Source organism: Streptomyces sp. NPDC096176 (genome assembly GCF_044763255.1).
In the GTDB taxonomy this organism is placed as follows: domain Bacteria; phylum Actinomycetota; class Actinomycetes; order Streptomycetales; family Streptomycetaceae; genus Streptomyces.
In genome coordinates, this window is sequence record NZ_JBIWFV010000014.1 from 97501 (window position 1) to 116594 (window position 19094).

Below are 19094 nucleotides of genomic sequence, written 5' to 3' on the forward strand. Positions count from 1 at the left end.
CCCGTAGAGCTCGTGGCGGTGCACCCACTCGCGCAGCAGCAGGGCGAGCCAGGTGAGCGAGAACCCGATCCGGATGACGGCCGCCTGGTAGGGCGCGACGGCGCCGCTGGTGATACGCGCGAGGCCCTGACGGACAGTGGCGCCGATGCGGCGCCACAGGCGGGTAGGAGGGGGCTGTGCGGGTTCACGGCCGGGTTTCGCCGGAGAGTAGGCAGTCACTGGAAGTCCTCCGCCTTGACGGTCCACCACGGCTCGACCAGATAGCCGGTCTGGGTGTTGACGTAACGATCGCTCCACGCAGGTGCCGCGATGGGCGTGCTGGCCGAGCGCAGCTGTATGGCTTGCACGGCGCCACCGCTGACGTGCGGTCCGAAACGGTGGGCAGCGATCCGCAACAGGTACTGCTGCATCAGTTCTCCGTACAGGCCTGTCGGGCGGCCTTTGTCATCGAGCGAGGAGACGAAACCGTCCCAGGCGGATCGGAGTTGGTTCTGTTGCGTTTGGCTGGGGAGAGGATGGTGTTTGATCCACCTCTCGTCCAGCGTGGTCAGGTCGACCCATCCGGTGGTGAACGGGACCCCGCCCGGCCGCATGACCTGCACGCGCGCCTGCACATGGATGTTCGTCGACATCGGGTCGGGGGCGAAGAGCTGCCAGTTCTGTGTGAATTCGGGGTTGATGTACTTGTCGATGCCGGCGACGTGCTGCCGGGAGAGCGCATTCGACGGGGCGGAGTTGAGGAAGAGCACCACCGAGTGCACGGCGACCGCGACGAGGACACCCACCACCGAGAGCGCGATGACGATCAGCGACAGCGGTGAGAGACCTGATGTTCCGCTGGGTCCGCCGGCATGGTCCGCCGGCAGTCCGTTGTCCTGATCCGCGCCTCTTGGAGTTCGTCCGGTCGGCGTGTACCGGTCCGGTGGTGCCTCGTCCGAGGCCTTCACATCAGGCGGTCGCATGGCGTTCCCGCGTCCGGAACCGGCTCGGGATCGGTGGCAGTACCACGAATATCGTGGTGCGCCGCGCGCGTGGACGCACTCGTTGATCGGGAGCCTGGGACGCCGTACCCGCCTCCCGCCAGGCAAGCGGCTGTCGTCACACCGACGCTCTGCCGTATCTGCTTCTTCATGATCGTCCTCGCGAGAAATATCGAGTGACCCTGGTGGGGAAGCCGTGCATGATTCGTGGTCGCACCCTCGATGAGGGTGGCGTGGAACCTGCGCGTGAACGCGCCGGACGCGCGGCCGTTGTGACGACGCGACTGCATACCCTCGGCGCTGCTTCTTCCCGATTCAACGAACAAGGCTCGTCTCGTCCTCTCGGACGATCAGGGAAGAAGGGCCGGTCCTTTGTGCACGGACCACCGGCCCGCGGGGAACTGCCTCCGGTGACTTCTCCATCGAGTCCGTCGCCGGTCAAGCCGTAGCGCCGCGCGAGCGGGGCCGGATCTTCCCTTCGGTGAGATCTGCTCCTTCTGCGCGCAGGCGGTCCCGATACCGAATTTACTTTGTTTTCAGTGATGTTCAACTCGGCTGCGGGCTCTCTGCCCGCCACGCCGCCGACAGAGAGCTCCGGGATCTCGCAGCCGGTGACGCGGACCGCACGGCCCGTGCCGGTGCGTGTCGCAGGTCCGGCGTCCGCGGTGCCGGGGCACGGACACCGGGCCTGCGGCGGCTCCTCAGGACCGGGCGGGCACCGGTCCCGCCTCGGCCTGCGTCGTCATGCTCCGAGGAGTTCGGTGAGGGCGACGGCCGGGTCGGTGTCCGGGGGGCCGGCGGGCCACCAGGTGCCGGAGCGGTCGCGGTAGGGGTACCAGCGGCTGTCGCGGCCCTGGCGGAGCTGGAGGCCGCGGCCGGTCAGGGTCCAGTGGTTGCCGTCCACTGCCAGGGGTGGCAGGTCGTCGTCCCAGCCGGCGGCGAGGGCAGTACGGGCGCGGGCGGTGTCCTGTTCGGAGGGGGTCCAGGGGTGTTCGAGAACCTCCAGGCCGGCGAGGCCGCCGGTGCGCCAGGCCTCGGCGGCGCGGTCCAGTTCGTCGGGGCGGCCGCAGGCCTCGCGCAGCCGGGCCGGAACACGCGGGTCGGGGTGGGTGGCGGCGATGCGGACCGTGTCGTGCCACTCGTCGAGCGGCGGGGCGGGTGCCTCGCCGAAACCGGCGATGTGGGTGAGCAGTTCACGCGCGCGCACGGCGGCGTCGGAGACCAGGCGTTCCAGCGGGTCGGCCTCGATGCCGGTGACCGGTTCGCCGTCGGAGGCCGGCGGTTCGGGCAGCGGCGGCAGGGCGGGCAGCGCGACGGCGGGGCGGGCGTAGGCCTCGCGGTTGCTCTCGTAGGTCTCCTGGGGCGGCTGGTCCTGCGCCTCGGGCTCGGGCTCTTCGACGTCGTCGTCCGTGGCGGTCATCGCCCGCAGTAGCAGGACCGATTTCAGCTCCTCGAGCGCCTGTGCGGTGTCCCGGCCGCGGATCAGGAGCAGCAGCCAGGGGTCCTCGTCGAGGAGCCAGGACAGCTGGTAGCTGAGCGCCGTGGCGTGCGGGCAGGGGTGGTCGAGCGCGTCGCAGTCGCAGTCCGCGTCCAGGTCGCCGTATCCGGGCAGCAGCCGCAGGCGGGCGTCCTCGACCGCTTCGAGGAGGTCCTCGGGCAGTTCGCCGGCGAGCAGCGCCTCGGTCTCCGCGGGCCGGTCGGCGGTGCTCTCCCACAAGAGGTCCCACTCGTCGTCGTCCCAGGCCTTGAGGGTGAGGGTGGTGGTGTGGGCGGCGTCGCCGCCGTAGACCTCGGCGGCGACGCGGCCGGCGCTGACGGTGAGGGGGCCGATGCGTCCGGTGCGGGAGAAGGCGCGGCCCTTCTTCAGGGGCTCCTCCTCCGGCCAGGTGTCCTCGACGGCCTGGGTCCACTGGGCGGCCCAGAACGACTGGCCGCGGGCGCGGCCGCCCTTGCGGGCCGGGAAAGCGGGAAAGCCGCGGGCGCCGCTCGCCTCGTGCTCGCGCATCAGATGCTCCTCAGTTCGACCAGGTTGGCCAGCTCGTCGTTGGTCAGTTCCGTCAGGGCCTGTTCGCCGGAGCCGAGGACGGCGTCCGCGAGTTCCTTCTTGGACTCGAGGAGGGCGGCGATACGGTCCTCGATGGTGCCTTCGGCGATCATCTTGTGGACCTGGACGGTTCTGGTCTGGCCGATGCGGTAGGCGCGGTCAGTGGCCTGGGCCTCCACGGCCGGGTTCCACCAGCGGTCGTAGTGCACGACGTGGTCGGCGCGGGTGAGGTTCAGTCCGGTGCCGGCGGCCTTCAGCGACAGCAGGAACACGGGGACTTCGCCGTCCTGGAAGCGTTGGACGAGTTCCTCGCGGCGGGGCACGGGGGTGCCCCCGTGCAGGAGCTGGGCGCCGATGCCGCGGGTGCGCAGGTGCCGCTCGAGGAGTTTGGCCATGGCGACGTACTGGGTGAACACCAGTACCGCGCCGTCCTCGGCGGTGATGGTGTCGAGGAGTTCGTCGAGGAGTTCGAGCTTTCCTGAGCGGCCGGACAGGACCGTGGTGCCCGGCCCCTGGGCGTCTTCCTTCAGGAAGTGGGCCGGGTGGTTGCAGATCTGCTTCAGGCCGGTGAGGAGTTTGAGGACCAGGCCGCTGCGGGCGATGCCCTGGCTGGCGCGGATCTGGCCCATGACGTCGTCGACGTGTTTGCGGTAGAGGGTGGACTGTTCGGCGGTGAGGGCGACGGGCCGGTCGGTCTCGGTCTTGGGCGGCAGTTCGGGTGCGATGCCCGGGTCGGACTTGCGGCGCCGCAGCAGGAACGGTTTCACCAGGCCGGCCAGGCGGCGGGCGGTGGGTTGCTCGCCGGCGGCGTCGGCGCGTTCGGCGTCGATCGGGGCGATCCAGCGGCGGCGGAAGTGGCCGTGGGTGCCGAGCAGTCCGGGGGTGGTCCAGTCCAGGACGGCCCACAGTTCGGAGAGGCTGTTCTCCACGGGGGTGCCGGTCAGGGCGATCTTCGCGTCGGCGGGGATCAGGCGCAGGGCCTTGGCGGTGCCGGAGAGCGGGTTCTTGACGTGCTGGGCCTCGTCGGCGACGACCATGCTCCACCGGTGGGCGCCGAGGTGTTCGGCGTCCAGGCGCATGGTGCCGTAGGTGGTCAGGACGAAGCCGTCGTCGGCGCCCTCGAGGGTGCGGCCGGTGCCGTGGTAGCGGCGCACGGGCGTGCCGGGGGCGAATCTGCCGATCTCGCGCTGCCAGTTGCCCAGCAGGGAGGCGGGGCACACGACGAGGGTCGGGCCGCGGGTGTCGTCGTGTTCCTGGCGCAGCAGGTGGAGGGCGATGAGCTGGATGGTCTTGCCCAGGCCCATGTCGTCGGCGAGGCAGCCGCCGAGGCCGAGGGAGGTCATGCGCTCGAGCCAGCGCAGGCCGCGCAGTTGGTAGTCGCGCAGGGTCGCGGCCAGTGCTTCGGGCCGGCGCAGGGGTTCGGTGCCGCCGTCGGGGTCGGCGAGGCGGGCGCGCAGGGCCAGCAGCCACTCGCTGGGGGCGACCGGGACCTGTTCGGTGCCGATGCGGGTGTGGCCGGTGAGGGCGACGGCGAGGGCTTCGATGGCGGTCAGCGGTCCGAGGTCGCGTTCGCGGGCCTTGCGCGCGAGGCCGGCGCCGACGAGGGTCCAGCGGCCGCGGAGGTGGACGACGGGGCGGCCCGCGTCGGCGACGTGGGCCGTCTCGTCCTCGGTGAGCGGCTCGCCGTCGAGGGCGAGCTGCCAGCGCAGGTCGACGGTGCCGTCGCCGCCGAGGAAGGAACGCAGGTCGGTGGGCGGGACACGGTCGGCGCCGACGACCGCACGGGCGGTCAGGGACCGGGCGGCGCCTTCGGGCCAGTGGACGTCGATGCCGTGGGCGCGCAGGCGGGCCGCGCCGGTGCCGAGCAGGTCGGTCGTCTCCCGGTCGGTCAGCGCCAGGGCGGACGGTACGGGCAGCAGCCGCTCCAGCGGCTCCCACACGCCGGCGGCCCGGCGCAGCGCGAGGACGGTGTCGGTCTGGGCGCGCGGGCCGAGCGCGTGGTCGGCGCTGGCGAACAGTTCGCCGGCGTCCAGCGCGAGGGTGGGGTCGGCGAGGCTGTGGGCGCGCGGGACGAGGTGCAGGGCGGGCGGTCCGTCGGCGGTGTCGGCGAGGTCGACGTGCAGGGACACCCGTACGCCGGAGTCGAGTCCGGCGGAGATCTCCTCGGCCCAGGCGCGCAGTTGCGGCACGTGCTGGGGTGCGGTGGCGGAGAACGCGGCCCGCCCGGTGGCGGCCTGGGCGGCGGCGGTGCGCGGCAGGGTGTCGGCGACGGCGTCGAGGAAGGCGCGCAGCAGGGCGGTCGTGTCGCTGCCGGGGGCGGCGACGGCCTCGCCGGGGGCGGCCTGGGCCAGTTCGCGCAGCCGCAGGACGTCCTCGGGGTCGAGCGGCCCGGCGCGCCAGGTGTCGTAGCCGCCGGCGGAGACGCCGGGCAGCAGCCGTTCCCGGGCCGCCAGGTGCAGCCCGAGGGCGGCTGCTGCCCCCCAGAACGCGGCGGCCGGATGCACACCGGCGCCGTCGTGGCCGTAGCGGCGGCGTGCCTCGATGAGGGCCGGCAGCGCCGCGGGGAGGGGCAGGCGCACGGCGGGCAGGGTGCGCAGGGCGACGCCGCCGTCGTGCGGGACGACGAGACGGGTCTCGCCCGCCTCGCCGGCCTCCCCCGCCGCCTCATGGGGCAGCGGGGCGCCGTCCGGGTTCCAGAAGACGAGGCGGCCCGTGCGCGCCGGGTCCCCTGCCTCGAAGACCACCGCGCACTGCGCCAGCAGTCCGGCCTGCTCAGGCGCCAACCACACCATGCGTCCCGCTCTCTCTTGCTGTTCTCTTGTGTCGCGTCGTTCGTCGATCATCGATGGTCGACCCTGGTACGTGGTTCGTCGGTGATCAGCTTGTCAGGTTGCGGAAGCGGCGCACCGACAAAGGGAAGAAGATCGCGCACAGGACGACGGGCCACACCACGGCCATCAGCAGTGCGTGCTGCGCGATCCACGAGTCTCCGCCGAAGCCCGGGTTGCCGAACAGTTCCCGCACCGCGAGCACCGTGGAGGACAACGGGTTCCACTCGGCGATCGTGCCCAGCCAGCCCGGCATCGTCGACGGTGCGACGAACGCGCTGGTGAGGAAGCCGATCGGGAATTCCAGGGTCTGCACCATGGTGATGCCCTCGGGGCCCTTCATCAGCAGTCCGAGGTAGATGCCCGCCCACACCAGGGCGAAGCGCAGCAGCAGCAACAGGCCGACGGCGAGGGTGGTTTCGCCGAGGGTGCCGTGTGCGTCCCAGCCGATGGCGAGGCCGGTGGCGAACAGGACGGCCAGGGCCAGCAGGGAGGAGAGCATGTCGGTCACGGCGCGTCCGACGACCACCGCGGAGGGGGCCATGGGCATGGTGCGGAAGCGGGAGGTGACGCCCCGGTTCTTGTCGGCGGCGACGGCGGTGACCGTCTCGCCCATGCCGAAGACCATCGTCATGACGAACATGCCGGGCACCAGGAACTCGCGGTAGTTTCCGCCGCCGGGTACCTGCATGGCGCCGCCGAAGAAGTACCCGAACATCAGCACCATCATGACGGGGAAGGCCAGCGACCCGATGAGGGTGCCCGGTTCGCGTACCCAGTGGGTCAGGCCGCGCAGGGTGACGGTCCAGCCGTCGGCGGCCGCCCAGCGCAGCCGGGCGAGCGGGGTGCGCGCGATGACCGGGGCGAGGCCCTGGCCCAGCGGGCGGGGTGCGGTGATGCTCATGCCGCCACCGCCTCTCGGTCGGCCGCCGGGGCGTCCGTGCCGGTGCCGGTCAGGTGCAGGAACACCTCGTCGAGGGTGGGGCGGCGCAGCGCGATGTCCTCGGCGGCCACGCCGGCCGCGTCCAGGGCGCGGACGATCTCCGCGAGCGCGGCGGCGCGGTCCGTGACGGGTGCGCTGACGCGGCGGGTGTCGGGGTCGGTGTCCGGCTCGCCGGCGCCCACGCGCGCCAGTGCGGCGGCGGCGGCGGGCAGTTGGTCGGCGCGGCGCACGACGACGTCGATGCGGTCGCCGCCGATGCGGCTCTTGAGCTCGTCGGGGGTGCCCTCGGCGATGACCTTGCCGGAGTCGATGACGGAGACGGCGTGGGCGAGCTGGTCGGCCTCCTCCAGGTACTGGGTGGTCAGCAGCACGGTGGTGCCGACCTCGACCAGGCCGCGGACCGCTTCCCACACCTCGCCGCGGCTGCGCGGGTCGAGGCCGGTGGTCGGCTCGTCCAGGAACAGCACCGGCGGGGCGAGCACCATGCCGGCCGCGAGGTCCAGGCGGCGGCGCATGCCGCCCGAGTACTCCTTCAGCGGCTTCTTGCCGGTGTCGGCGAGCCGGAAGTGCTCGAGCAGTTCGTCGGCGCGGCGGCGGGCGGCGGCCGGGGACAGGTGGTGCAGGCGGCCGAACATGACGAGGTTCTGCCGTCCGCTGAGGACCTCGTCCACGGCGGCGTACTGGCCGACGAGGCCGATGCTCGCCCGCACTTCCGCGGCCTGCCGGACGACGTCGTAGCCGGCCACCTCGGCGCGTCCGCCGTCGGCCTTCAGCAGGGTCGACAGGATGCCAACCGAGGTGGTCTTGCCCGCACCGTTGGGGCCCAGCAGGCCGTGGACGGTGCCGGCGGGCACGCGCAGGTCGAATCCGTCGAGGGCATAACGGTCGCCGTAGCGTTTGCGCAGTCCTTCGGCGAGGACTGCCGGGCTGGTCGGATCCACGTCGGCTTCCTTACGGGTAGCGGGTATCCGGCCGAGGGTCCCAAAGCGCGCCGGAGCGCGGGCGGAGCGCCGGTCGGACACCGCTCGACGTCCGCTCGGCATCCGGTCGAGGAGTGTGCAGGGGCCGCTCGCGGGCGCCGGGCGGGCGGGTTGGTTCGACGGCTGCTCTAGCGGCGGGCGGGAGCCTGGCGTGCACACGAGCACGCACACGGACCCGGACTGCGGAGAAGAGAAGCCACTGTGATCACTTTCATCAACCGGTTCAACGTCACCGGCTCCGCCGAGGAGTTCGAGGCGGCCTTCGACGAGACGTCGGCGTTCTTCGCCGGCCAGCCCGGGTTCTTGAACCACCGGCTCCTGCAGCACGTCGACGAGCCGCACCTGTACGTGAACATCGCCGACTGGAAGGACGAGGAGTCCTTCCGTGCCGCTCTGGCCCGCCCCGAGTTCGCTGCGCACCGCACCAGGCTGCGCACGCTCAGCAGCAGCGACCCGAACCTGTACGTGCCGCTGCTGGAGCGGGTCGCGCGCTGAGTTCCGTTCGCCCACCGGCCGTTGTTCGACCGGCGGTTCGCGGGGTCTGGCTGCCCGGCCCGCCCGAGCGCTCGTCGAGCGGTCCTCGACCGGACGTCGAGCGTTCCCCGACCGGGGCTGCGGCGGGCGCCGGGAACGGGTCGTCGTGGGGCGACCGCTCGAATCCGGCTGGGGGCCGGCTCGGGCGGGGGCCGAGGTCCCGTCGAGCTCGTGTCCATGACCGGGCCGCTGCCTTGCGGTCGGTGGCACAGTCGCCTGGACGGCCGGTCCCGCGCCCGTGGCGGCCCATCCGAGGGGACCGAACCGGGGCGGGGCCGGTGTGCTCCCCCACTGCGCAACTGTGTGGCACCCCTGTGCCTTTTGTCCCCCGGCCCGGGCCGGGCAGCCATCGACCCCGAGGAGTAACCGATGAGCAAGACCATCAAGGATCAGCGGATCGCCCTGGTGACGGGCGGTACCAGCGGTATCGGTCTGGAGATCGTGCGCAGGCTGGCGTCCGCCGGCATCCCGGTGCACCTGTGCGGGCGCTCCCAGGAGACGGTGAGCAGCACGGTCAAGGAGCTCGTGGAGGAGGGCTTGGCGGTCTCCGGTTCCGTGTGCGACGTGCGCGAGCAGGAGCAGATCGGCGAGCTGGTGCGCACGGTCGTGGAGCAGCACGGCCCGATACGGATCCTGGTCAACAACGCCGGCCGCAGTGGCGGCGGGCCGACCGCCCAGATCACCGACGAGCTGTGGACCGACGTCATCGCCACCAACCTCACCAGTGTCTTCCGGGTCACCAAGGAGGTCCTGACGGCGGGCGGCATGCAGGAGGCGGGGCAGGGCCGGATCATCAACATCGCCTCGACCGGCGGCAAGCAGGGCGTGGTGCTGGCCGCCCCGTACTCGGCGTCGAAGCACGGTGTCGTGGGCTTCAGCAAGGCGCTCGGCCTGGAGCTGGCCCGTACCGGCATCACCGTCAACGCGGTGTGCCCCGGCTTCGTCGAGACGCCGATGGCGGAAAGGGTCCGCGCCGGTTATGCGGGCGCGTGGGGCGTGAGCGAGGAGGAGGCGTACGAGCGCATCACCACCCGGGTGCCCAACGGCCGTTACGTGCAGGTGCGGGAGGTCGCGGCGATGGTCGAGTACCTGGTCGGCGACGACGCGGCGGCCGTGACCGCGCAGGCGCTCAACGTCTGCGGCGGCCTGGGGAACTACTGATCGTCCGGGCCGGGTCCGCGGTGGTGCGGCAACCAGGCAGGCTGTGGTGAGCGCCTGCCGCCCCGGGCGGGCGGGGTGCTCGCCCGGCCCCGCGGTCCGTTCAGGCCCATTGCGGGGCTGTGGTGGCGGCGAGCAGCTGTTCCCGGGCCCGGGCCGTGTGCTGCCGGTCGCCGTCCGGGGTGCGGGAGCGGGCGGGCAGCAGCGCGGTGGTGGTGTGGTGGCCCAGCCTCACGGCCGGGTGGCGGCAGGCGAGCGTGGTGAGTCCCTTGCCGGGTCCGGTCTCCACCAGCAGGTGGCGGCCGGTGGACAGGAGCTTGTCGAGGGTCGGCCAGAAGTGGACGGGGGCGACGGGGTGGCTCGCCCACAGGGCCGGGTCGGCGACGGTGTCCGCTTCCAGCCGGGTGCGGGTGAAGGCGGACCACAGCGGGATGCGCGGCGGGCGGGCGGTGATCCGCCGGTACAGGGTCAGGTCCTGGAACAAAGGCGCCAGGACCGGGCTGTGGAAGGGGTGGTGGGCGGCCACCGGCAGGGTGGTGATCCCGGCGCGGCGCAGGTCGGCCGCAATGGCGTGAAGCGGGCCGGTGAGGCCGGCGAGAACGGTCTGGCGGGGGGCGTTGAGCGCGCCGATGGCGATCTGCGGGTGCCGGGCGAGGAAGGGGCGTACGTCGTCGGGGGTGCCGGCGACGGTCAGCAGCCCGCCGGGGTCGGTGGGGGCGATGCGGGCGACCCGGTCGCGCATGACGGCCACCGCGTCCTGGAGGCTGAACACGCCGGCCAGGGTCGCGGCGGCGAGTTCGCCGACGCTGTGGCCGAGGAGAGCGGCGGGGCGCACGCCCCAGGACAGGATCATGCGGCCGAGCGCGTAGTCGAGGGTGAACAGCAGCGGCTGGGCACGGCGGACGTCGTCGATGCCGATGGTGGGGTGGTCGCCGAGCCAGTCGGCGCGCAGTTCTTCGCCGCCTCCGAAGAGGGCGAGGCACCGGTCGACGGCGTCGGTGAAGACGGGGTCGCTGTCGTAGAGCCCGGCGGCCATGCGCGGGTACTGCGCGCCCTGGCCGGGCAGCAGCAGCACGACGTCCCGGAACGTGTGGTCCATGCGCGGGCCTCCTTCGTCCGCCCCGATGCCCGTGCGGGTGGGGTGGGTCGGGGGCCAATGTGCCGTGCGCATATGGAGGTTGGCTCGAGAGCCGGTCCACGGGCACCGGGGCGGCGGGGCCGGGCCCAGTGCGGCTCGAGGGCGGATCCACTTCGCGCAGCGAAACTCGGCGGGCCGCGACAGTGCGCGCGCAGGACGGCCCGGCGGGCCGGCCCGGCGCAGCTGGCGCGTGCGGTGCGGTCCGTGGCCGCAGACGCCTTCTTCGATGTCGTGATGTCGTGACCCAGGGAGAAATGTGACCAGCACAGCCATGGCGGCCGCCGTGTCGCAGAGCGAGACATACGCACAAGTGCAGCAGTTCTACGCCGGCCAGGTGCGTCACCTGGACGGCATGCGGGCCGAGGAGTTCGCCGGCTCGTTCACCGCGGACGGTGTCTTCGACCACCGTCCGGGCGGCGACCCGCTGGTGGGCCGGGAGGCGATCGCCGCGGCGATCGGCGAGTACCAGAGGACCACGCATGCCGCTGACCCGGTGCAGCGCCGCCACTGGTTCAACATGCTGCAGGTCTTCCCGCAGGACGACGGCACGCTGCGCACCGAGTACTACGCGCTGGTGGTGCAGACCCGCCCGGGTGTGCGGGAGCCGATGGTCGGTCCGAGCTGCTTCGTCACCGACGTCCTCGCCTACGAGGACGGCCAACTGCGGACGAAGTTCCGCAAGGTCAGCCCGGATCACATCGTCTGACACCCCCGCCCCGCGCACGCACGAGAGGCGGCCCGCTCCGGCGGGCCGCCTCTCGTGCGTGCGCGGGCGGGGCCGGGAGGTCAGGCCAGGCAGCAGGGCAGCGCGCCGTGGTGGTCGATCATCTCGCCGAGCGCCGTCTGCATGACGGGCATCGGCAGCGGGTCCGCCTCGCCGGCGCCGTCGAGTTCGGCGAAGGCGCGGTGCAGATTGGGCACCAGCCGTTCGTTGTCCAACAGTTGTGCGTAGGGGCCGAGGTCGGCGTCGCGGGCGGTCTCGAGCGGGGTCAGGCCGGCCCGGTGGCCCTCGGCGGCGAGCTGCTGGACCAGGCGCAGATAGTCCTCGACGCGGTCGAGGATCTCGGGCCCGCCGAGGGGGCCGTGGCCGGGGACGATCGTGGTGGCGCCGAAGGCCCGCAGCCGCTCCAGCGCCTTCAGCGAGCCGGTGATCGAGCCCATCAGGCAGAACGGCGTCACGCCGTTCATCACCAGGTCGCCGGTGAACAGCACCTTGTGTTCGGGCAGCCACACCACGGTGTCGTTGGAGGTGTGCGCGGGGCCGATGTGCTCCAGTTCGGCGCGCAGTGCTCCGACGTGCAGGGTCAGCCGGTCGGTGAAGGTCAGCTGGGGCGGGGCGAGGTGGATGGTGCCCCAGTCGACGTCGGGCCACAGGCCGGTCAGGTGCAGCCCGGCGGCGATCATCTCGCTGCGGGTGCGTTCGTGGCCGATGACGAGCGCTTCGGGGAACAGGTGGTTGCCGAAGGCGTGGTCGCCGTGGAAGTGGGTGGTGACGATCGTGCGCGGGGCGGCCGCGTTCAGGCCGAGTGCGGTGGTGCGCAGATGCCGGGCGCGTGACTCGGTGGCGGCGGTGTCGACGAGGGCGCTCTCGCCGCCGGAGACGATGATGCCGGCGTTGTTCAGGCACCAGCCGCCGGGTGGCTGGAGGTAGGCGTGGACGCCTGGTGCCACCTTCGTCGCCCGGCCGGCGGGCGCGGGGGCTTGGTTGGGGACGGTGGTGCTGGACGGCACGGCCTCTCCTCACGCAGGTGTCGCGGACGGGCCGAGTCTGGTGAGCCCCGCTCGTGGCGCCCTGGACTCTCCCTCCGATGCCCGCCGGCATCGCTCTGGTGCCGGCGGGGCGGTGCCGTCCGTCGCCTGATCGGGTGTTCAGGCGGGGCGGACGGACAGGGTGTGGCGGAAGACGCCGCGCGGGTCCCACTTGGCCTTGATGCGCTGCAGGCGGGGGTAGTTGTCCTTGTAGTAGAGGTGGTGCCAGGGCACGCCGGAGGTGTTCCAGCTCGGGTCGGCCATGTCGATGTCCGGGTAGTTGATGTAGCAGCCGTCGCTGCCGCGGCCCGGGACGGGCACTCCCCCGGTGGCGGCGAACACGTCGCGGTAGGTGCGGCGCAGCCAGTCGATGTTGGGGGCGTCGGCCTCGGGGTCCTGCCAGGTGTTCATGAAGATCACGTTGAGGACGCTGTCGCGGTGAGCGCCGGCGGTGGCGTCCGGCGCCAGGGTGTTGATGCGGCCGCCGTAGGACTGGATGGACACCGACGCGCTGTCGTTGCGGTGGTCGGTGGAGTTCAGGTGGGTGTGGAGGGCGTCGGTCTGGGCGGGGGTGAAAGCGCGCCGCAGATACGCGGACTTGATCTTGTGCCGGCCCTTGTCGGTGTCCTGCGACTCGGCGAGCGCGACGGTGGCGGTCAGCCATGGTTCGCTCGCGGTGTCGGTGATGTAGGGGGTGGCGGCGACGCCTTCGGTGAGTGCGGCGACGTAGCGGTCCAGCAGGTCGCGGGCGTCGCCCGGGGTGCCGTCGAGGTGGGTGAAGACGATGGCGCTCTGCCCGGGGTCGTTGTCCTTCAGCCGGCCGGGCAGCACCAGTCCGCTGTACAGGCCGGTGTACCGCGAGGTGGGGTGGCTGTGCTGTTCGTGCCACTGGCCGTGGTTGCGTATGAGGCGGCCGAAGGAGGCCTGGTCCATGCCGTCGCGGGGGTAGATGACCGCGCCTGAGATGATGTCGGCGGGCGGGCGCGGCAGCAGGTGGGCGGGGTCGTCGCCGTCGGCGTGCGGGGAGCGGAACCAGTAGCGGGTGACGATGCCGAAGTTGCCGCCGCCGCCTCCGGTGTGGGCCCACCACAGGTCGCGGCGGGGGTCGTCGCCTTCGCGGGTGGCGACGACGGCGCGGGCGCGTCCTGCGGCGTCGACGACGACGACCTCGATCGCGTACAGGTGGTCGGAGGCGAGGCCGTGGGCGCGGCTGAGGGCGCCGTAGCCGCCGCCGGTGATGTGGCCGCCGAAGCCGACGGTGGCGCTGGCGCCGCCGGGCAGGGTGACGCCCCAGCCGTAGTAGAGGCTTTTGTAGACGTCGATGAGCTGGGCGCCGGCTTCGACCATGAAGGCGCGTCGCTTCGGGTCGTAGGTGACGGCGTTCATGGCGGCGAGGTCGATGACGAGCTGGACGGCCGCATCGCCGACGACGTTCTCGTAGCAGTGGCCGCCGCTGCGGACGGCGATGCGCCGGCGGCGGCGTACGGCGTCGGTGACGGCGCGCACGACGTCGGCGGTGGTGGCGGGGAGGCAGAAGGCGTCCGGGCGGGCGGTGAAGCGTTTGTTGCTGCCGCGTACCGACAGGGCCGGGTAGCGCGGGTCGTCGGGGGTGACCAGGGCGGCGTGCGCCTGCGCGGCGGTGGTGGTGGGGGTGGTGGCGCGGGCGGCGGGGGCGAGGCCGGTGGTGGTCAGGGAGGCGGCGGCGCCCGCGGTGAGGGCCTGGGCGACGAAACGCCGGCGGCTGGGGGCAGTCATGGTGTCGGTGCGCCTTTCTGGAGGGGTGCGGGGGCGGCGGTGAGCAGGTCGGTCCGCACCTCGGCGGGGGTGGGGCCGAAGGCGATGCGGGAGGTGAGGTGTGCGCCGAGGCGGGTGCGGGTGACCAGGGCGGCGGCGCGGGCGCGCAGGTAGGTGGGGAGGGGTCCGGCGGAGCCGAGGAACGCCTTGGCCTGCATGCGCTGCACCCGGGTGACCTGGGTGGCGGCTCTTTCGCGCGCGTGCTGGAAGGGGGCGAGGCGTTCGCGGGTGCAGCCGCCGGTGTGCAGGGCGTCGACGAGGACGGGGTGCAGGGCGGCGGCGTCCTGCAGGGCGAGGTTGATGCCCTGGGCGCCGAGCGGGCCGTGGGTGTGGGCGGCGTCGCCGATCAGGACGAGGCCGTCGTGGACCCAGTGCTGGGCGTGGGCGGCGAACACGTCCAGCAGGGTCAGGTCCGACAGGCTTCTCAGGTGCGTCTGGAGGAGGTCGGCCAGTTCGGGGACGGCGGCGGCCAGTTCGTCCTTGAGGGGGGCGATGCCGCGGGCGGCGGCCGCCTGCCAGCCGCGGTGCGGCAGGGCCCAGCCGATGCGGAGCCGGTCGGGGTGGGTGTCGTGGACGAGTACGGCGGTGCCGGCGGCGCGGTGGATGCGCACGCGATGGGTGGCGCGGCCGGGTGCCGGCAGGGTGAACCAGACGATGTCCTGGTCGAACGCCTCGGTGCGTGCGGCGTCGATGCCGGCCAGGGTGCGGGTCTTGGAGAACCGTCCGTCGGCGGCGACGACGACGTGAGCGGCGACGGTGGTGCGCGCGGCGGGGCCGGTCAGGGTGGCGCCGGCGCAGCGGCCGCGTTCGTGGAGAAGGGCGTGGATGCGGTGGCCGGGCAGGTAGGTGAAGCCGGGCAGCCGGTGGCAGGCGGCGAGGAGTTCTTCGAGCAGGTGGCGCTGGGGCAGGGCCAGCAGCTGCGCGTAGGGGGGCGCAAGGCGCCGGTAGTCGATGTCGAGCAGGACGCGGCCGCCTTCGAGGACCTGGAAGCCGTCGAGGGTGCGGGCGCCGCGCTCGCGTGCGGCGGCCAGCACGCCGAGGTGGTCGAGGATGCGCTGGCCGCCGGGCTGGAGGATCTCGCCGTGGAAGTCTCGGGCGAAGGAGGTCGACTTCTCGGCGAGGGTGACCTGGATCCCGGAGCGCAGCAGCAGCAGGCTCAGGGCGAGTCCGGCCGGGCCGGCGCCGACGACCAGGACGTCGGTGTGCGCGGCCGTGTGCGGCGCCGGCCCGGCGGAGGTCACACCGCTGCCCGGGCGGACAGGGCGCGGTTGACCAGGGCGAGGTAGTCGCGGGGGGTTTCCGCCTCGTCGAGGCCTTCTTCATCGAGGGCGATGTCGTAGTCGCGTTCGATGCGGCCGGTGGTCTGCAGCAGGGCCAGCGAGTCGTAGCCGAGGGCGAGGAAGGGGACGTCGAGGACGTCGCCGTCGAGGTCGACGCCTTCCTCGACGCCGGCGCACTCGCGCAGCAAAGCCTTCAGGTCGGTCAGTTCCAGGCGGTCCATGCCGGTGTCTCCTCTTCGTTGCGTGTCATCTCGGTCCGGGGCCCTGGCTGAGTACGGCCGCGGAGTTGAATCCGCCCCGGCCGCGGGCCAGGACGAGCGCGTTGCGCAGTCGCATGCCATGGCGGGGGGTGGTGACCAGGTCGACGGGGCAGTCGTCGGCGGGGCGCCGGGTGCCGACGGTCGGGGGGATGACCTGGTCGCGCAGGCTGAGCAGGGCGGCTGCCACATCCAGGCAGGCACCGCCGGCCAGGAGACGGCCGGTCATCGTCTTGGGGGCGGTGACGGGCACGCCGGCGGGGCCGAACAGGGCGGCCAGCGCGTCGGCTTCGGCCCGGTCGGCGCCGCGTTCGCCGGCGGCGTCGGCGAAGACGACGTCGATCTCGTCGGGGCGTTTGCCGGCGTCGGCGAGGGCCAGGCGGGCGGCGTCGGCCAGCCGGGGGGTGCCGGGGCCGTCGAAGGTGGCCGCGTATCCGGCGAGGGCGCCGTAGACGCGGGCGTCGCGTGCCTGGGCGGCGTGGGCGCTTTCGAGGACGAACAGGGCGCCGCCCTCGCCGACCACGTGGCCGTTCGCCGCGGTGTCGAAGGGCAGGTAGGCGCGGGCGGGGTCGGTGGTGGGGCTCAGCGCGCCGCCGGCCAGGTGGGCGGCCCAGCCCCAGGGGCACAGGGCGGAGTCGACACCGCCGGTGATCATGAGCCGGCTGCCCTTGCGGATGTGGCGGCGGGCCTGGGCGAGGGCGTCGAGACCGCCGGCCTGTTCGGCGACGACGACGCCGCTGGCGCCGCGCAGGCCGTGCCGGATGGAGATCTGGCCGGTGTTGACGGCGTAGAACCAGGCGAAGGACTGGTAGGCGCTGACGTGCTGGCCGCCCTTGCTCCACAGGGCCTGCAGTTCGCGCTGGCCGAACTCGAAGCCGCCGGCGGAGCTGGCGGTGACGACGCCGGCGCTGTAGTCGGGCAGGGTGGCGGGGTCCTGGCCCCAGTCGTCGAGTGCTTCCTTGGCGGCGGCCAGGGACAGCCGGGTGACCCGGTCGGTCTGCGGCAGCAGCCGGCTGGGCAGGTGGTCCTCGTCGACGAAGCCGGGGACCTCGCCGGCGATGCGGACCGGGTAGCGGGTGGCGTCGAAGCGGGTGAGGGGGCGGATGCCGCTCTCGCCGGCGAGGACGGCCTGCCACCAGGTCTCGGTGCCCAGGCCGTTGGGTGCGGCGACGCCGATGCCGGTGACGACGGTGGCTGCGGTGCGCGGGGCGGCGGGCCGCTGCGCGGGCCGCACGGCGGGCTGGGTGGCACGGTGGTCCGCCAGGGCCGTGGTCATGCTGCCTCCTTCAGGCGCGGCCGGGTCAGGACGATGGCGCTCTGGAAGCCGCCGAAGCCGCTGCCGACGCTCAGGACGGTGTCGGTGCGCTGTTCGCGGGCGGTCAGGGGGGTGTAGTCGAGGTCGCAGGCCGGGTCGGGCTCGTGCAGGTTCGCCGTCGGCGGCACGGTGTTGTGTTCGATGGCCAGGGCGCTGGCGGCGACCTCGAGGGAGCCGATCGCGCCGAGGGAGTGCCCGATCATCGACTTGATGGAGCTGACCGGGACGGTGTGGGCGTGCGCGCCGAGGCTGCGTTTGAAGGCGGCGGTCTCGTGCCGGTCGTTCTGCTTGGTGCCCGAGCCGTGGGCGTTGATGTAGTCGACGGCGGTGGGATCGAGCCGGGCCTCGTCCAGGGCGGCGGTGATCGCCTCGGCCATCTCGGTGCCGTCGGTTTTCAGGCCGGTCATGTGGTAGGCGTTGCTGCGGCCGGCGAACCCGGCGATCTCGGCGTAGATGTGGGCGCCGCGGCGTCTGGCGTGCTCGAACTCCTCCAGGACCAGGACGGCGGAGCCCTCGCCGAGGACAAATCCGTTGCGGGTGCGGTCGAAGGGCCTCGAGGCGGTGGCCGGCTCGTCGTTGCGGGGGCTGGTGGCCTTGATGGCGTCGAAGCAGGCGACGGTGATCGGCGAGATGGGTGCTTCGGTGGCGCCGGTGACCATGACGTCGGCGCTGCCCTCGCGGATGAGGTCGACGGCGTGGCCGATGGAGTCCAGGCCCGAGGTGCAGCCGGTGGACACGAGGGACACGGGGCCCTGGGCGCCGCTGGCGCGGGCCACTTCGGCGGCCATGGAGCTGGGCACGAAGTAGTCGAAGAGGTGGGCGACGGCGCGGGTGTGGTCGACCTCCCAGGTGCTGCCCCGTTCGCTGACGACGGCGTACTCGTCGTCGAGGCCGGTGGTGCAGCCGACCGCGCTGCCGAGGGTGACGCCGGTGCGCAGCGGGTCGCTGCCGCCGGGCGCAAGTCCGCTGTCGTCAAGGGCCTCGCGGGCGCTGACGAGGGCGAACTGGGCGGCCCGGTCCAGGCGGGCGGCCTCGGCGGGGGTGAAGCCGTGGGCGGCGGGGTCGAAGTCGGCCTCGGCGGCGATGCGGGAGCGGTAGCCGGACGCGTCGAACAGGGTGATGCTGCGGGTGGCGGTGCGGCCCGCGGTGAGCGTGTCCCAGAAGCGTCGGGTGCCCACGCCGCCGGGGGCGACGACGCCTATGCCGGTGATGACGACCCGTCTCATCGGTTGTCCCTCACAGTTGGTCCTCCAGATAGGGGCTCGGTGCGCTGCACGATGCGGCAGGCTCGCCCGATGAGCCGGGGGATCTCCCGGCCGCGTACGAAGAAGTGGTCGCCGGGGACGGTGCGGCGCACCAGCCGGCCGCTGGTCCAGCGCCGCCAGCCGTCCATCGTCTCGGCGCCGACGACCGGGTCGTCGGCTCCGTCGACGGCCAGGACGGGCAGCGGCAGGGGCCCTCCGGTGGCCGGATCGAGGGCGGCCGCCCGCAGGTCGGCGCCCAGGGCGAGGTCGTCGCGCAGGACGGGCAGCACGGTGCGGTGCCACACGCTGCCCGCGTCGGCGAGCAGGCCGGTGGGTGCCGAGCCCAGATCGCCGAGGAAGGCGAGGAGCTGCTCGTCGCTCAACTCGCTCCCGCGGTTGGCGGGTACGGCGTCCGGCGGCGGGCAGGCGCCGACGGCCACCAGCGCCGGTGGTGGCAGGCCCTTGTCGATCAGGGCGCGGGCCAGGGTGTAGGCGACCATGCCGCCCAGGCTGTGCCCGTACAGGACGTAGGGGCCGTGGTGCGCGGCGCGCGTCATGTCGTCGAGCAGGTCGGCGAGCAGGCCGGCCCGTGTGGTCAGGCGCGTTTCGCGGCGCCTGGCCTCCCGGCCGGGCAGCAGCACGGGGATGATGTCGAGGTCCGGGCCCGAGCGGGCGGGCCAGCGGGCGAAGCCGGTGACCCCGGCGCCGGCGTGCGCGAAGCAGTACAGCCGCAGCGGTGGGCGGCCCGCCGGGGCGGGGCCACCTCCTTCGACTGTTTTCTGCACGGAACCGTTCATGGGCACCGAGCCTCGACCACTGGCCTGGAGAACGGCTCGAATCAGCCAACCGC

The 19094-nt window shown here is 73.1% G+C and carries 17 protein-coding genes (1 of these 17 running past the window's edge); 3 read left to right on the plus strand and 14 right to left on the minus strand.

From position 1 onward, the window contains the following. The 6 genes from ACIQ7Q_RS30195 to ACIQ7Q_RS30220 form a co-directional block, all read right to left on the minus strand. A protein-coding gene (locus tag ACIQ7Q_RS30195; RefSeq protein ID WP_403868974.1) for an HTTM domain-containing protein crosses the window boundary here: on the minus strand, positions 1 to 219 show its 5' portion. 1011 nt of this gene lie to the left of the window's left edge; 219 of the gene's 1230 nt are visible here — the first part of the coding sequence; the start codon lies at positions 217 to 219; its stop codon lies beyond the left edge, outside the window. Beyond that, entirely contained in the window at positions 216 to 962 is a 747-nt protein-coding gene (locus tag ACIQ7Q_RS30200) for a DUF5819 family protein (RefSeq protein ID WP_403868977.1), read from the minus strand. Before ACIQ7Q_RS30200 ends, ACIQ7Q_RS30195 begins: the two co-directional genes overlap by 4 nt. Positions 963 to 1722: 760 nt before the next feature. Further along, positions 1723 to 2985, minus strand: a complete 1263-nt coding sequence (locus ACIQ7Q_RS30205; protein ID WP_403868980.1) for a hypothetical protein — start codon at positions 2983 to 2985, stop codon at positions 1723 to 1725. Then, positions 2985 to 5816 carry a DEAD/DEAH box helicase gene (locus tag ACIQ7Q_RS30210; protein ID WP_403868983.1) on the minus strand — a complete coding sequence of 944 codons (2832 nt, stop codon included), beginning with the start codon at positions 5814 to 5816 and terminating at the stop codon, positions 2985 to 2987. The genes ACIQ7Q_RS30205 and ACIQ7Q_RS30210 overlap by 1 nt, the downstream gene beginning before the upstream one ends. An 85-nt stretch (positions 5817 to 5901) precedes the next feature. Next, positions 5902 to 6756, minus strand: a complete 855-nt coding sequence (locus ACIQ7Q_RS30215) for an ABC transporter permease (protein WP_403868986.1) — start codon at positions 6754 to 6756, stop codon at positions 5902 to 5904. Next, a complete protein-coding gene (locus tag ACIQ7Q_RS30220) occupies positions 6753 to 7736 on the minus strand; it encodes an ATP-binding cassette domain-containing protein (protein ID WP_403868989.1) in 984 nt (327 codons plus the stop codon). The genes ACIQ7Q_RS30215 and ACIQ7Q_RS30220 overlap by 4 nt, the downstream gene beginning before the upstream one ends. A 240-nt stretch (positions 7737 to 7976) precedes the next feature. Between ACIQ7Q_RS30220 and ACIQ7Q_RS30225 the strand changes: the two genes are divergently transcribed. Beyond that, positions 7977 to 8270, plus strand: coding sequence for an antibiotic biosynthesis monooxygenase family protein (locus tag ACIQ7Q_RS30225; RefSeq protein ID WP_403868992.1), 294 nt, complete (start codon positions 7977 to 7979; stop codon positions 8268 to 8270). A 408-nt stretch (positions 8271 to 8678) separates the two neighbouring features. Then, positions 8679 to 9470 carry an SDR family NAD(P)-dependent oxidoreductase gene (locus ACIQ7Q_RS30230; RefSeq protein WP_403868994.1) on the plus strand — a complete coding sequence of 264 codons (792 nt, stop codon included), beginning with the start codon at positions 8679 to 8681 and terminating at the stop codon, positions 9468 to 9470. Positions 9471 to 9570: 100 nt separating this feature from the next. On the opposite strand, the gene ACIQ7Q_RS30235 is transcribed toward ACIQ7Q_RS30230, so the two are convergent. Continuing rightward, positions 9571 to 10566 carry an acyltransferase domain-containing protein gene (locus tag ACIQ7Q_RS30235; protein ID WP_403868996.1) on the minus strand — a complete coding sequence of 332 codons (996 nt, stop codon included), beginning with the start codon at positions 10564 to 10566 and terminating at the stop codon, positions 9571 to 9573. Between the two features lie 295 nt (positions 10567 to 10861). Between ACIQ7Q_RS30235 and ACIQ7Q_RS30240 the strand changes: the two genes are divergently transcribed. After that, positions 10862 to 11311: a nuclear transport factor 2 family protein gene (locus tag ACIQ7Q_RS30240; protein WP_403868999.1), complete on the plus strand. Its 450-nt coding sequence runs from the start codon at positions 10862 to 10864 to the stop codon at positions 11309 to 11311. Between the two features lie 80 nt (positions 11312 to 11391). On the opposite strand, the gene ACIQ7Q_RS30245 is transcribed toward ACIQ7Q_RS30240, so the two are convergent. From ACIQ7Q_RS30245 to ACIQ7Q_RS30275, 7 genes are all read right to left on the minus strand, one after another. Next, positions 11392 to 12336: an MBL fold metallo-hydrolase gene (locus tag ACIQ7Q_RS30245; protein WP_403869002.1), complete on the minus strand. Its 945-nt coding sequence runs from the start codon at positions 12334 to 12336 to the stop codon at positions 11392 to 11394. A gap of 138 nt (positions 12337 to 12474) precedes the next feature. Next, complete coding sequence (locus tag ACIQ7Q_RS30250) at positions 12475 to 14109, minus strand: FAD-binding oxidoreductase (protein WP_403869005.1); 1635 nt, start codon at positions 14107 to 14109, stop codon at positions 12475 to 12477. Then, complete coding sequence (locus ACIQ7Q_RS30255; RefSeq protein ID WP_403869008.1) at positions 14106 to 15389, minus strand: FAD-dependent monooxygenase; 1284 nt, start codon at positions 15387 to 15389, stop codon at positions 14106 to 14108. Before ACIQ7Q_RS30255 ends, ACIQ7Q_RS30250 begins: the two co-directional genes overlap by 4 nt. After that, on the minus strand, positions 15386 to 15649 hold the full coding sequence (locus ACIQ7Q_RS30260) for an acyl carrier protein (RefSeq protein WP_356635859.1): 264 nt from the start codon (positions 15647 to 15649) through the stop codon (positions 15386 to 15388). The genes ACIQ7Q_RS30255 and ACIQ7Q_RS30260 overlap by 4 nt, the downstream gene beginning before the upstream one ends. 25 nt (positions 15650 to 15674) lie before the next feature. After that, the gene (locus tag ACIQ7Q_RS30265; RefSeq protein ID WP_403869011.1) at positions 15675 to 16961 is read right to left on the minus strand and encodes a ketosynthase chain-length factor; all 1287 of its coding nucleotides are present in this window, start codon (positions 16959 to 16961) and stop codon (positions 15675 to 15677) included. Beyond that, entirely contained in the window at positions 16958 to 18226 is a 1269-nt protein-coding gene (locus tag ACIQ7Q_RS30270; RefSeq protein WP_403869014.1) for a beta-ketoacyl-[acyl-carrier-protein] synthase family protein, read from the minus strand. The genes ACIQ7Q_RS30265 and ACIQ7Q_RS30270 overlap by 4 nt, the downstream gene beginning before the upstream one ends. Further along, positions 18223 to 19029 carry a thioesterase II family protein gene (locus ACIQ7Q_RS30275; protein ID WP_403869017.1) on the minus strand — a complete coding sequence of 269 codons (807 nt, stop codon included), beginning with the start codon at positions 19027 to 19029 and terminating at the stop codon, positions 18223 to 18225. The genes ACIQ7Q_RS30270 and ACIQ7Q_RS30275 overlap by 4 nt, the downstream gene beginning before the upstream one ends. Between the last annotated feature and the right edge of the window lie 65 nt (positions 19030 to 19094).